The organism is Streptomyces sp. NBC_01716 (assembly GCF_036248275.1).
Lineage (GTDB): Bacteria > Actinomycetota > Actinomycetes > Streptomycetales > Streptomycetaceae > Streptomyces.
This window is the reverse complement of sequence record NZ_CP109181.1, coordinates 3106470-3118647: the sequence shown is the minus strand read 5'-3', so window position 1 is coordinate 3118647 and position 12178 is coordinate 3106470. Positions and strand designations below refer to the sequence as shown.

The following is a 12178-nucleotide window of genomic DNA, read 5'->3' as shown; positions in this document are numbered from 1 at the left end:
CGCTCTGCCGGGAGCCACCGGCTCCGTACTGCTGTTGGTCAACGGCCTCGGCGCGACGACCCAGTTGGAGCTGCACGCGATCCACTCCCGGGTGACGGGTCTGCTGGAGCGGCGAGGACTGGACGTGGCCGGGCGCATCGTCGGCACCTTCGTCCCGGCCCTGGACATGAGCGGCTTCTTCCTCACCCTCACCGCGCTGCGCGACGACTGGCACGCCCTCGCCCCCACCTCTGCCTTTCCCGCGACGGAGTCGACCCGATGACCACCGACGCCCGGTCCGTCCTGACCGCCTTCGCCCAGGCTGCCCGCACCGCCCACCCGGCCCTCACCACCCTCGACCAGCTCTCCGGCGACGGCGATTTCGGTGACAACCTCCGCGAAGGGCTCGACCTCGTCGCCGGCGCGCTGGGCATCGCGCTGCTGTTCTGGTGCCGTGCCCGGGTGGCGGGGGACGCGCCGGGCGAGCCGGCCGACCACCTGCCCGACACGGACGCCCGGCGGCGTTGAGTGAACGCCCTGCGGCGTAGGTAAGGATGGAGGCATGCCCAACCGACTCGCGCATGCCACGTCTCCGTACCTTCTCCAGCACGCGGACAACCCCGTCGACTGGTGGCCCTGGGAGCCCGGGGCCTTCGAGGAGGCCCGCCGGCGCGATGTGCCCGTCTTCCTGAGCGTGGGCTACAGCGCCTGTCACTGGTGCCATGTGCTCGCCCACGAGAGCTTCGAGAACGAGGCGACGGCGGCGTACATGAACGAGCACTTCGTCAACATCAAGGTGGACCGCGAGGAGCGCCCCGACGTGGACGCCGTCTACATGGAGGCGGTGCAGGCGGCGACCGGCCAGGGCGGGTGGCCGATGTCCGTCTTCCTCGACGCGGAGGGGCAGCCCTTCTACTTCGGTACGTACTTCCCGCCCGTGCCCCGGCACGGCATGCCGTCCTTCCGGCAGGTGCTCGAAGGCGTCAACTCCGCCTGGACCGACCGGCGTGAGGAGGTCGGCGAGGTCGCGGGACGGATCGTGGGAGAGCTCGCGGGGCGCTCCCTCGCCCACGGCGGCGGGGGCACTCCCGGCGAGGAGGAGTCGGCCCGGGCGCTGCTCGCGCTGACGCGGGACTACGACGAGAAGCACGGCGGGTTCGGCGGCGCGCCCAAGTTCCCGGCGAGCATGGTCGTGGAGTTCCTGCTCCGCCACCACGCCCGTACGGGGGCCGAGGGCGCGCTCCAGATGGCGGCCGACACGTGCGAGGCGATGGCGCGCGGCGGGATCTACGACCAGCTCGGCGGCGGGTTCGCCCGCTACTCGGTGGACCGCGAGTGGGTGGTCCCGCACTTCGAGAAGATGCTCTACGACAACGCGCTCCTGTGCCGCACCTACGCCCGGCTGTGGCGTGCCACCGGGTCCGATCTGGCGCGGCGGGTGGCGGTGGAGACCGCCGACTTCATGGTGCGTGAACTGCGCACCGCCGAGGGCGGGTTCGCGTCCGCGCTCGACGCGGACAGCGACGACGGTACGGGGAAGCATGTCGAGGGCGCGTACTACGTGTGGACTCCCGCGCAGCTCAGGGACGTACTCGGCGAGGCCGACGCGGAGTTCGCGGCGCGGTACTTCGGTGTGACCGAGGCGGGAACCTTCGAGGAAGGGGCCTCGGTGCTCCAACTCCCGCAGGGTGAGGGGGTGGTGGACGCGGCGCGGTTCGAGTCCGTGCGGCGGCGGCTCGTCGGGGCGCGGGACACCAGGCCCCGGCCGGAGCGGGACGACAAGGTCGTGGCCGCCTGGAACGGGCTGGCGATCGCCGCGCTCGCCGAGACCGGCGCGTACTTCGAGCGGCCGGATCTCGTCGAACGGGCCACCGAGGCCGCCGATCTGCTCGTGCGGCTGCACATGGACGAGACGCGGCGCCTTTCCCGTACCTCCAAGGACGGTCAGGCCGGTGCCAACGCCGGGGTGCTGGAGGACTACGGCGATGTCGCCGAGGGCTTCCTGGCGCTGGCCGGGGTGACCGGCGAGGGTGTGTGGCTGGACTTCGCCGGGTTCCTGCTCGACACCGTCCTGGACCAATTCGTCGGTGAGGACGGGGCGTTGTACGACACGGCGCACGACGCCGAGCCGCTGATCCGCAGGCCCCAGGACCCGACGGACAACGCCACGCCGTCCGGCTGGACCTCGGCCGCCGGCGCCCTCCTCTCGTACGCCGCGCACACGGGCTCCGAGGCCCACCGCACGGCCGCCGAGGGGGCTCTCGGGGTCGTCAAGGCGCTCGGACCGCGTGCGCCGCGCTTCATCGGGTGGGGTCTGGCCGTCGCCGAGGCGCTGCTCGACGGGCCGCACGAGGTCGCGGTGGTGGGTCCGCGCGGCGACGCGGCGAGGGCCGAGCTGCACCGTACGGCGCTGCTGGGTACGGCGCCGGGAGCGGTCGTCGCGGTGGGGGAGCCGGCCGGCGACCAACAGGCGGACGGAGAGGCGGAGTTCCCGCTGCTGGCGGACAGGCCGCTGGTGGCCGGCCGGGCCGCGGCGTACGTCTGCCGGGGTTTCGTGTGCTCCGCCCCGACGACGGAAGTCGACGTGCTGAAGGAGCAGTTGACCGTACGGGTGTAGCGGACCTACAGCGCGAGCCCGCCTTTGAGCGAGTCGAGTGCCCGGTCGATGAGCGCGGCCAGATCGTCCTTCTGGCCGTGCTCGGCCCAGTAGATCGTCACCTCGCGCAGTACCGCCATCACGGACGCGGTGAAGATCCGCACCTCCAGATCGCCGGTCTCGCGCCCCGTACGGTCCGCGACCGCGCGGCTCAGCAGGAGCGAGGTCTCCGCCATCGTCTCGGTCATCCTGGCCCGTACGGCGGGGATCTCCAGCATCACCTTGCCGCGCCGGCGCATCTCGTCGGGCTGCTCGGCGAGGATCGTCTCGACGGCCTGCTTCAGCACGGCCCGCAGTGACTCCAGCGGTGGCTCGCCGGCCGGCCGGGCGCGGATCGCCGCCTCCATGACCGGGTCGAACTCGTCGGTGAGGACGATGTCTTCCTTCGTCGGGAAGTAGCGGAAGACCGTGGAGGGGGAGACCTCGGCCGCCGCCGCGATCTGCTCGACGGTGGTCGCCTCGTAGCCCTGCTCGGCGACGAGCCGGTACGTCGCTTCGCGGATCGCGGCGCGGGTCTTCAGCTTCTTGCGTTCGCGCAGGCCCAGTCGGGGCCGCTGCTCGTCGGGTGGGGGAGACGCGGAGGCGGACATGCGGATCATTGTCGGGCATCGCGGCCACCGGCGTCGTGCCATGCGCCCTCGTGAACGTTTCCGTTAAATGGCAGTAACTCTCAAAAGGGTGCCCGCGTCAGGAGTGCTGGGACGCCACCAGCGAGATCCCGACGTAGTGCACGACGAACGCGGCGAGCGTGAGCGAGTGGAAGACCTCGTGGAAGCCGAACCAGCGCGGGGAGGGGTTGGGGCGCTTGAGCCCGTAGATCACGCCGCCCGCGCTGTAGAGCAGTCCGCCGGTGACGATCAGGATAAGGACGACGATCCCCCCGGTACGCAGGAAGTCGGGCAGGAAGAAGACGGCCGCCCAGCCCATGGCGATGTAGCAGGGGGTGTAGAGCCAGCGCGGGGCGCCGACCCAGAAGACCCGGAAGGCGATGCCGCCCGCGGCGGCGACCCAGACCGCCCAGAGCAGCGTGCGGCCGGTCGATTCGGGCAGCAGCAGCATGGTCAGCGGGGTGTAGGTGCCCGCGATGATCAGAAAGATATTGGCGTGATCCAGCCGTCTGAGGATGGCCTCGCCCCGCGGGCCCCAATTGCCGCGGTGGTAGACGCCGCTGACGCCGAACAGCAGGCAGGCCGTGGCGGCGAAGATCGCGCAGGCGAACCGGGCCCTTGTGGTGTCGGCCATGGCGATCAGCGCGATTCCCGCGATCAGTACGGCCGGGAACATTCCCATGTGCAGCCAGCCGCGCATCATCGGCTTGACCGGAGTCGGCAGCTGGATCTCGGTCGGTCCCCCTTCGGGTTGCGGGGGGTTCGCGAGCGAGTCGGACGCGGGAGAAGTCATGTGTTCATGCTACCTACGGAACCGTAGGTAGCAGATGGGGATGGCCGCTTACCCACCCCCCGTACCGGCCGTAACGCCGTACCAAGAGGGGTGGATGGAGGGGTGAACGGAGTGGTGATGCTCACGTGTGCGGCCCTCTGGACAGATGGGCGCGGGAGTCGGATGATCAAATGAGTGCGGTCGGCACCGGATGAGCGGTAACGAAGCGTCCGGGTCGCAGCCCCCACGGGGCATATACCTGTAAACCCTCATCAAGGAGCAACCGTGGCGCGCGACGCAGAGCTTTCCAGCGGAGACCCTCTCAATCCCGGGACTCAGGCCGGTCCGCCGGCCGGCCGGACCCGTCACCAGGAGCTGATCTCCTGGGTCGACGAGATCGCGGCCCTGACCCAGCCGGACCAGGTGGTCTGGTGCGACGGCTCGGAAGCCGAGTACGAACGCCTCTGCGACGAGCTCGTGGCGAAGGGCACGTTCACGAAGCTCGACCCGGTCAAACGCCCCAACTCGTACTACGCGGCCTCCGACCCCACCGACGTGGCGCGCGTCGAGGACCGCACCTTCATCTGCTCGGAGCGCGAGGAGGACGCGGGCCCCACGAACAAGTGGAAGGCCCCGGCGGAGATGCGCTCCATCTTCACCGGCGAGCAGGGCGTCTTCCGCGGCTCGATGCGCGGCCGGACCATGTACGTCGTCCCGTTCTGCATGGGCCCGGTCGGCTCACCGCTCTCCGCGATCGGCGTCGAGATCACCGACTCCGCCTATGTCGCGGTCTCCATGCGCACCATGACGCGCATGGGGCGGCCCGTCCTCGACGAACTCGGCGACGACGGCTTCTTCGTGAAGGCCGTCCACAGCCTCGGCGCGCCGCTCGCCGATGGCCAGGCCGACGTGCCGTGGCCCTGCAACACCACCAAGTACATCTCGCACTTCCCCGAGGACCGCGAGATCTGGTCGTACGGCTCCGGATACGGCGGCAACGCGCTGCTGGGCAAGAAGTGTTACGCGCTGCGCATCGCCTCCGTCATGGCACGTGACGAGGGCTGGCTCGCCGAGCACATGCTGATCCTGAAGCTCACGCCGCCGCGCGGGCAGTCCAAGTACGTTGCCGCCGCCTTTCCTTCGGCCTGTGGCAAGACCAACCTCGCGATGCTGGAGCCCACCATCTCCGGCTGGACCGTCGAGACGATCGGCGACGACATCGCGTGGATGCGGTTCGGCGAGGACGGCCGGCTCTACGCGATCAACCCGGAGGCCGGCTTCTTCGGTGTCGCGCCCGGCACCGGTGAACACACCAACGCCAATGCCATGAAGACGATGTGGGGCAACTCCGTCTTCACGAACGTCGCGCTCACCGACGACGGCGACGTGTGGTGGGAGGGCATGACCGAGGAGCCGCCCGCGCATCTCACGGACTGGAAGGGCAACGACTGGACCCCGGAGTCCGGGACCCCCGCCGCCCACCCCAACGCCCGCTTCACCGTGCCCGCCGGCCAGTGCCCGATCATCGCGCCCGAGTGGGAGGACCCCAAGGGCGTCCCGATCTCGGCGATCCTCTTCGGCGGGCGGCGCGCCTCCGCCGTACCGCTGGTGACGGAGTCGTTCAACTGGCAGCACGGCGTCTTCCTCGGCGCGAACGTCGCCTCCGAGAAGACCGCCGCCGCCGAGGGCAAGGTGGGCGAGCTGCGCCGCGACCCGTTCGCGATGCTGCCGTTCTGCGGCTACAACATGGGCGACTACATGGCCCACTGGATCAAGATCGGCGCCACGGCCACGGAGAAGGGCGACGAGTCCAAGCTCCCGAAGATCTACTACGTCAACTGGTTCCGCAAGAACGAGGCGGGGAAGTTCGTCTGGCCCGGCTTCGGCGAGAACAGCCGCGTACTGAAATGGATCGTGGAGCGCCTGGAGGGCAAGGGCGAGGGCGTCGAGTCCCCGATCGGCGTCCTCCCGGCGAAGGGAGCCCTGGACACCGAGGGCCTGGGCCTCTCGGACGCGGACCTGGACTTCCTGCTCACGGTCGACAAGGAGGTCTGGCGCGACGAGGCATCCCTGGTCCCTGACCACCTGAACACCTTCGGCACGCACACGCCGCCGGAGCTGTGGGACGAGTACCACGCGCTGGTGAACCGCCTGTCCTGATCCCCGCGCGCCCCGTCGGCGGGGCGCCCCTGACCACCCTCCGAAACCGGCCCCCGGAGCCCATCCCTCACGGCTCCGGGGGTCTCGGCGCGAGCGGGCGACCGCTACGCTCACGGCTGTGATTCGAGACCTGTACAACGTCCGCCCGCTCGCACCGGAGCCGGGCCGCACTCCGCTGACCCCGGACGAGGAACGCCGCACGCGGGCAACGCTGTTCACCGAACTCGGCAACGCCATCGCCGACCACAACTGGACCCGCTTCCCGGCCCACACGCCGCAGGAACGCCAACGCCTGGTCGCCGTCGGCCACATGCTGAGCGCGCACTGGGGCATCCCGGTCACGGTCGAGGCGGAGGACGAGTGCCGGATGCGGCTCTCCCTGCCGGGCCACGAACTGCACCGCGCCGTGACCGCGCAGATTCGCTGAACTCCGGGGCCGGCGTGGCGTATCGCGCGTATCGCGGGCGTATCGAAAATCGCATACGCCACGGCAACGGCCCGCCGAATCCAATGGAGGCATGAGCCACCACGCATCCCTGTCCGCACCGCCCCGCCGCACGGGCCGGACCGTGCTCCTCGGTCTGCTGATCCTCGGCCTGGCGAGTGCCTTGTTCGCTCTGCGGGGGCCGCTCATGATGTCCGCCCCGATGTGCATGGCCGGGCGGTGGGACCGCTGCTTCGGTACGTTCAACGGTGTGGCGCTCGTCATGGTGGTCACGCTGCCGTTGTCCGCGCTGCTGGTGTGGGCCCTGGCGCACCGTCGGCGGGCCGCCGGTGCCTCCTGGGCGTGGCGGAGGTCGCTGGCGGAGGTGGGCATGGTCCACGGGACGGTGCCGCTGGTATGGCTGACCCTGATGCCGGGCTCCGAGCCCGGGACCGCCCCCGCCCGGGTGAGCCTGGTGCCCCTGCGGGACCTGGTCACGATGGGGACGCTCGGAATCATCGGCAACCTGCTGATCTTCGCGGCGCTGGGGGCCTTCGCCCCGATACGGTTCGCGGCGCTGGCGTCCGTCCCGCGGATCCTGGCGCTGGGTGCGGGCTGCTCGATCCTGGTCGAGACCGCGCAGTACGTCCTGCGGCTGGACCGGGTGTCCTCCGTGGACGACGTACTGGTCAACGCCACCGGCGCCGCACTGGCCGCGCTGGTGGCGCGCCCCTGGTGGCACACCCCGGCGCAAACGTCCTCGGACCCGCTCCGCGTCTCCGCTGCCTAGGGGGTGTCTTTCGGATCTTGCCGGGCTCGCGGTCCCTGGCACGCACGCTCGCCGCGTTGTCGTAGTCGCCGACTCCCCCGTAGCCCTTCGGGCACGGGAGGTGCCCCCTCCGCGCCGGCTCCCTCCTCCGCCTTGCGATCGCACGCACCAACGGGACATCAGCCGCTGCCGCGGCGGGCGCTCCCTGATCCGGCCTGATCCAAACGACAGACCCTAGGCTTCAGACATGCGCGTACTGATCGTGGAGGACGAGCCCTACCTGGCGGAGGCCGTCCGGGACGGGCTCCGGCTGGAGGCGATAGCCGCCGACATCGCGGGCGACGGCGACACCGCCCTGGAACTGCTCAGCGCCAACTCCTACGACCTCGCGGTCCTCGACCGTGACATCCCCGGCCCCTCCGGCGACGAGGTCGCCCGGCACATCGTCGCCTCCGGCAGCGGCATCCCGATCCTCATGCTCACCGCCGCCGACCGGATCGACGACAAGGCGTCCGGGTTCGAGCTCGGCGCCGACGACTACCTCACCAAGCCCTTCGAGTTGCGGGAGCTCGTCATGCGGCTGCGCGCCCTCGACCGCAGGCGCGCGTACGCCCGGCCCCCGGTCCGCGAGATCGCGGGGCTGCGCCTCGACCCCTTCCGCCGGGAGGTCTTCCGTGACGGACGTTACGTCGCGCTCACCCGTAAGCAGTTCGCCGTACTGGAAGTCCTCGTCGCCGCCGAAGGCGGTGTCGTCAGCACCGAAGACCTGCTGGAACGGGCCTGGGACGAGAACGCCGACCCCTTCACCAACGCCGTCCGCATCACCGTCTCCGCCTTGCGCAAACGGCTCGGCGAACCATGGATCATCACCACGGTGCCGGGTGTCGGCTACCGCATCGGAAGCACGCGTGCGTAGACGCCCAGGACTCAGCGTCCGACTGAAACTCACCCTCAGCTATGCCGGGTTCCTCGCCGTCGCCGGCGCTCTCCTGCTGGCCGTCGTGTGGATGTTCCTGCTGCGCTACGTCCCCGACAACGCCCAGGGCCTCCTCGGGATCTCGCCCAACCGCTACCTCCTCGTGCGCACCTTCGCCCCCGCCGCGGCCGTGGCGATGGCCTTCCTGCTCGTGTTCGGCCTCGTCGGGGGATGGCTCATCGCCGGCCGGATGCTCGCACCGCTCACCCGGATCACGGCGGCGGCACGACTGGCCGGGACCGGATCGCTGTCCCACCGGATCCGCATGGAAGGCCGCCAGGACGAATTCCGGGAATCCGCCGACGCGTTCGACACCATGCTCGAACAACTTGAGTCGCACGTCGCCGAACAGCGGCGGTTCGCCGCGAACGCCTCCCACGAACTGCGCACTCCGCTGGCCATCTCACAGACACTGCTCGATGTCGCCCGCAGGGACCCCACGCGCGACCGGGCCGAACTCCTCGAACGGCTGCGGGTGGTCAATACCCGCGCGATCGGCCTCACCGAGGCCCTGCTGCTGCTCAGCCGCAGCGACCGCGGGAACTTCACCCGCGAGAGCGTCGACCTCTCCCTCGTCGCCGAGGAGGCCGCCGAAACGCTGCTCCCCCTCGCCGAACGGCGCGGAATCACCCTCGACGTCACCGGCACGCCGACCCGGACCAGCGGCTCCGCGGAGCTCCTGCTGCGGATGATGACGAACCTCGTCCAGAACGCCATCGTCCACAACCTCCCCGCGGGAGGCACGGTGACGGTCCACACCGAGGATCACCCCGGCGCGAGCGTGGTACGGGTCGAGAACACGGGCCCGCGTCTCCCCCCGGAACTGGTCCCGACCCTCACGGAACCCTTCCAACGCGCCACGGAACGCGCCCGCACGGACGAGCACGCGGGAGTGGGCCTCGGCCTGGCGATAGTCCACAGCATCGCCCGCGCCCACACGGCCACGCTCACCCTCACCCCCCGCCCGACGGGCGGCCTGACGGCGACGGTCCGCCTCCCCGGCACGCGGTAGTCGCTACGCGACGCGGGTTACGCGGGCGCCCTCCCAACGGCCAGCAAGTGGGAGCTGGCCGCGAGGAGTTCGGGGTAGGGCTCGGCCATCCGCGCCGCCGTCAGAACGGACTCGAAGAGAGCTTCACTTGGGTCTGGACCCGCGTGCTGCTCCACAGCCTTGAGGATGGACCACGCCGGTCCCTCGATCCCGAACACCGCCACGTCCACGAGGCCGACATCGCGCAATTCCTCGGCGAGTTCCTCGGCGCGGTGGAAGTAGGCGAGGGTGAAGCCGCGCCTGCCGTCGTGAACAGCCGTGCGGAGGATCGCGGAGATCGACCTCTGCATCCGCTCGGTATGCAGGTGCGCGTAGGCGGTGTGCTCGAAGAGCGAGGAATACCTGTTGATCGCCCCGGCAGCCACGAGCCCGCCGGGCCGCACCACACGCCGCGCTTCGGAGAGTGCCTTCCGCCGGTCTGCCCGGACGGGAAGGTGGTAGAGGGGCCCCAGCATCTGCACCACGTCGTAGCTGGCATCCATGGCCTCCAGCGCGCGGGCGTCCCCCAGCGACGAGGGGCAGACTTGGGCCGCTTGCTCGACATGCCGGGCGACCGGATCGATCAGGTCGACGTGATACCCGTCATCGACCAACCACCGGGCATGGACGCCCGTGCCACCTCCTACATCCAGCACGCGGGCGGGCGCCGGGGGGAGGAAGCGCCGCAGGAGTTCCCGCGTTCGTAGCAGTTCGAGCCGTCCGTCCGCTGACACGCTCAGCCGGGCACCCTCGTCGATGACCTGCGAGTAGAAGTGCTCGATCTCCGCGGCCAGCTCTGGGTTCGGCATGTACCTCAGTATCCTGTGCGGGATTCCGCCTCGTGTGTGGCTGACGTCCTGGACCCGGAGAACCGATTCACGTCCCGCTCTCCGCGGGTGGCCGTACCGCCCGCACCATCGCGGCGAGGACCGGACCGTCCGGGGACGGTTGCTGTTCGCTGACCTGAACGTATCCCCAAGACTCGTAAAGAGCTTTGACTTTCCCGTTCCCCGCCAGTGGGTTCACCAGGAGGGAGACCTGTTCTTCCTCCCGGTCGGCGAGGAGTTCGTCGTGGATACGCACGGAGGCGCCGGTGCCGCGCCACGGCACGCGGAGCATGATCTCTTTCAGCGCGACCGTGGGGGTGCTTGCGCGTTTCTCGGGGAGTGGTGTGGTCATCGGCTGCCACCAACGGTCGTTCACCGCAAGCGTGTTCACGTAGGCGTAGCCCACGGGAGTCGTCCCGTCGAATCCGATGAGGGCTTCCCAGCCGGGTTCGGAACCGTGCCTGGTCGGTCACTTGCCGCACTGGGATGCGATGAGAGACGAGGTCCGTCGTCACCTTGCGGAGCGCCAGGAGCTATCAGTGCGCTCGTTCCAGGTACGAGTGGACGGACTGGTCGGAGCGGTGGCTCGTAGCGCTCTGCCGAAATCCAGCAGCACGTCGCTGACGCGCGGATGCCGGGTGGTCAGGTCGGCGGGAACAGACAGTGCCGTTGCCACAGCGGCCTCCGCATCGCCCTGGCCGAGCTGCGCGTGGGCGAGGCGGGCAGTGACGATCGCGCGATCGCGCCGCATGTACGGACGGAGGAAGGCCAGGCTTTTGTGGGCGTGCGCCTCGGCGTCCGCGTAATGGCGGAGGCTGAGGTGGGTCGAAAGGGCGAGTTCTTCGAGTTCTGCTTGGTCGCACACCGCGGTCATCCACAGGGGGCGAGGGACGTCGCGATCGGCCCGCTCGTACGCGTCGCGGGCGTGGCCCAGGGCTTGGCGCGCGGCTCGTGAGTCGCCGACGAGGCCGTAGATGGCGGCGTGACGGGCATGTCCGAGTGACGCGAACATCGGATCGCGGCGTGCGACAGGAAGGTTGCGGGCTACGTCGTTCGCCGCCAGGGCGTCCGACGGTCGTCCGATGTGACGGTAGAGACTCCCGGCGTGGGACCAGATACGGAACTGGATGGCCGGATCCCCGGACATGGCGGCCAAGCTCGACGCCCGGTCGAAATGGCGCTGCGCGGTGTCGAAGCGACGGCAGTCGATGGCGGCCCACATCGCGCTGGATGTGAACGACGCGGCGCAGCCATACAGGGCATCACGCACTCGCTGACTGGCACTGCCGTGGGCCTGGAGGGCCAAGGCCTGCCCGGCGAGAGCGGACGCCTGGGTCTCGACGGCGAGCTTGCCGCCGTACCGCACGTCGTTCGAGACCAGGGCGGCGAACTTGTTCAGCAGGCGCTGGACGTCACCACTCCCAACCCTGGCTCGAGCGGCGTGGAACCGTACCGGCTCGTTGGTGCCGACGGCGCCCACGGCCGTGGCGAGGGATGCGCTCATGAATTGGCGTCGAATCACGGTGCCCTCCGGTGACATCGGGTGTGCCGCCGTACGCCGGGGGACGAAACCCAGCTCTACGGCAGGGCACTGGAATACTGCCTCCAACGCAGCCCGCTGCCGACGATGTGGCCACCGGGTTTTTCCGGTCAGCCAGTTGCGGACCGTGCGGTCACTGACGGAGCCCTCATATCCTGCCGCCCGCAGATCCGCGTTCACCACTTCGGCCAACTCGGCCTGGGTGAACCCCGCCTCCGCCATGCGGTGCTTGAGGCTCTGGTTGTCCTCCACACCATCAACGTAGCCATGCGACTCACTCCCGGAGAACCGACGGCCCCGAAAGTTTCCGGTTCCGAGCGGTTCACGCTGTGCTGGCTTTTCCTCACGCCTCGCGATCGAGGGTCGTTGACTGAAACACGGCCGCCCGTACTCGCACGCTCTCCGACCCGAGGCCCTGATGACTGTGACCACCACTG

The 12178-nt window shown here is 69.9% G+C and carries 13 protein-coding genes; 8 read left to right on the top strand and 5 right to left on the bottom strand.

The annotated features are described in order from the left end of the window. Positions 1–4 precede the first annotated feature (4 nt). The 3 genes from OIE74_RS13405 to OIE74_RS13395 are packed head-to-tail and all read left to right on the top strand — an operon-like array spanning position 5 to position 2596. On the top strand, positions 5–262 hold the full coding sequence (locus OIE74_RS13405; RefSeq protein WP_329392276.1) for a dihydroxyacetone kinase subunit DhaK: 258 nt from the start codon (positions 5–7) through the stop codon (positions 260–262). Next, positions 259–507: a hypothetical protein gene (locus OIE74_RS13400; protein ID WP_329382455.1), complete on the top strand. Its 249-nt coding sequence runs from the start codon at positions 259–261 to the stop codon at positions 505–507. The genes OIE74_RS13405 and OIE74_RS13400 overlap by 4 nt, the downstream gene beginning before the upstream one ends. 34 nt (positions 508–541) lie before the next feature. Continuing rightward, on the top strand, positions 542–2596 hold the full coding sequence (locus tag OIE74_RS13395) for a thioredoxin domain-containing protein (protein ID WP_329382452.1): 2055 nt from the start codon (positions 542–544) through the stop codon (positions 2594–2596). Positions 2597–2601: 5 nt separating this feature from the next. Here the strand turns inward: OIE74_RS13395 and OIE74_RS13390 are convergent, their stop codons facing one another. Both OIE74_RS13390 and trhA read right to left on the bottom strand, forming a co-directional pair. Beyond that, positions 2602–3225: a TetR/AcrR family transcriptional regulator gene (locus OIE74_RS13390; RefSeq protein WP_329382449.1), complete on the bottom strand. Its 624-nt coding sequence runs from the start codon at positions 3223–3225 to the stop codon at positions 2602–2604. Between the two features lie 97 nt (positions 3226–3322). Continuing rightward, positions 3323–3946, bottom strand: a complete 624-nt coding sequence (gene trhA / locus OIE74_RS13385) for a PAQR family membrane homeostasis protein TrhA (protein ID WP_329392275.1) — start codon at positions 3944–3946, stop codon at positions 3323–3325. Between the two features lie 354 nt (positions 3947–4300). Here trhA and OIE74_RS13380 point away from each other — a divergent pair, with 354 nt between their 5' ends. The 5 genes from OIE74_RS13380 (at position 4301) to OIE74_RS13360 (ending at position 9356) form a co-directional block, all read left to right on the top strand. Next, entirely contained in the window at positions 4301–6175 is a 1875-nt protein-coding gene (locus OIE74_RS13380) for a phosphoenolpyruvate carboxykinase (GTP) (RefSeq protein WP_329382446.1), read from the top strand. Positions 6176–6293: 118 nt separating this feature from the next. Then, a complete protein-coding gene (locus tag OIE74_RS13375) occupies positions 6294–6602 on the top strand; it encodes a hypothetical protein (RefSeq protein WP_329382443.1) in 309 nt (102 codons plus the stop codon). A gap of 91 nt (positions 6603–6693) precedes the next feature. After that, positions 6694–7389, top strand: a complete 696-nt coding sequence (locus OIE74_RS13370; protein ID WP_329382440.1) for a VanZ family protein — start codon at positions 6694–6696, stop codon at positions 7387–7389. Between the two features lie 226 nt (positions 7390–7615). Beyond that, positions 7616–8284 carry a response regulator transcription factor gene (locus OIE74_RS13365; RefSeq protein WP_329382436.1) on the top strand — a complete coding sequence of 223 codons (669 nt, stop codon included), beginning with the start codon at positions 7616–7618 and terminating at the stop codon, positions 8282–8284. Then, positions 8277–9356 (top strand): sensor histidine kinase, encoded by a 1080-nt coding sequence (locus tag OIE74_RS13360; RefSeq protein WP_329382433.1) that lies wholly within the window; start codon positions 8277–8279, stop codon positions 9354–9356. The genes OIE74_RS13365 and OIE74_RS13360 overlap by 8 nt, the downstream gene beginning before the upstream one ends. 17 nt (positions 9357–9373) lie before the next feature. Here the strand turns inward: OIE74_RS13360 and OIE74_RS13355 are convergent, their stop codons facing one another. The 3 genes from OIE74_RS13355 to OIE74_RS13345 all read right to left on the bottom strand — a co-directional run bounded on the left by OIE74_RS13355 (position 9374) and on the right by OIE74_RS13345 (position 11993). Beyond that, positions 9374–10183 (bottom strand): class I SAM-dependent methyltransferase, encoded by an 810-nt coding sequence (locus OIE74_RS13355; protein WP_329382430.1) that lies wholly within the window; start codon positions 10181–10183, stop codon positions 9374–9376. Between the two features lie 67 nt (positions 10184–10250). Continuing rightward, positions 10251–10553 carry a hypothetical protein gene (locus OIE74_RS13350; protein WP_329382428.1) on the bottom strand — a complete coding sequence of 101 codons (303 nt, stop codon included), beginning with the start codon at positions 10551–10553 and terminating at the stop codon, positions 10251–10253. 159 nt (positions 10554–10712) lie between these two features. Beyond that, positions 10713–11993: a helix-turn-helix transcriptional regulator gene (locus OIE74_RS13345; protein WP_329382425.1), complete on the bottom strand. Its 1281-nt coding sequence runs from the start codon at positions 11991–11993 to the stop codon at positions 10713–10715. Between the last annotated feature and the right edge of the window lie 185 nt (positions 11994–12178).

Coding starts and splice junctions, on each gene's coding strand:
- OIE74_RS13400 (WP_329382455.1), top strand. CDS start 259: ATGACCACCGACGCCCGGTCCGTCCTGACCGCCTTCGCCCAGGCTGCC.
- OIE74_RS13395 (WP_329382452.1), top strand. CDS start 542: ATGCCCAACCGACTCGCGCATGCCACGTCTCCGTACCTTCTCCAGCAC.
- OIE74_RS13390 (WP_329382449.1), bottom strand. CDS start 3,225: ATGTCCGCCTCCGCGTCTCCCCCACCCGACGAGCAGCGGCCCCGACTG.
- trhA (WP_329392275.1), bottom strand. CDS start 3,946: ATGATGCGCGGCTGGCTGCACATGGGAATGTTCCCGGCCGTACTGATC.
- OIE74_RS13370 (WP_329382440.1), top strand. CDS start 6,694: ATGAGCCACCACGCATCCCTGTCCGCACCGCCCCGCCGCACGGGCCGG.
- OIE74_RS13365 (WP_329382436.1), top strand. CDS start 7,616: ATGCGCGTACTGATCGTGGAGGACGAGCCCTACCTGGCGGAGGCCGTC.
- OIE74_RS13355 (WP_329382430.1), bottom strand. CDS start 10,183: ATGCCGAACCCAGAGCTGGCCGCGGAGATCGAGCACTTCTACTCGCAG.
- OIE74_RS13350 (WP_329382428.1), bottom strand. CDS start 10,553: ATGACCACACCACTCCCCGAGAAACGCGCAAGCACCCCCACGGTCGCG.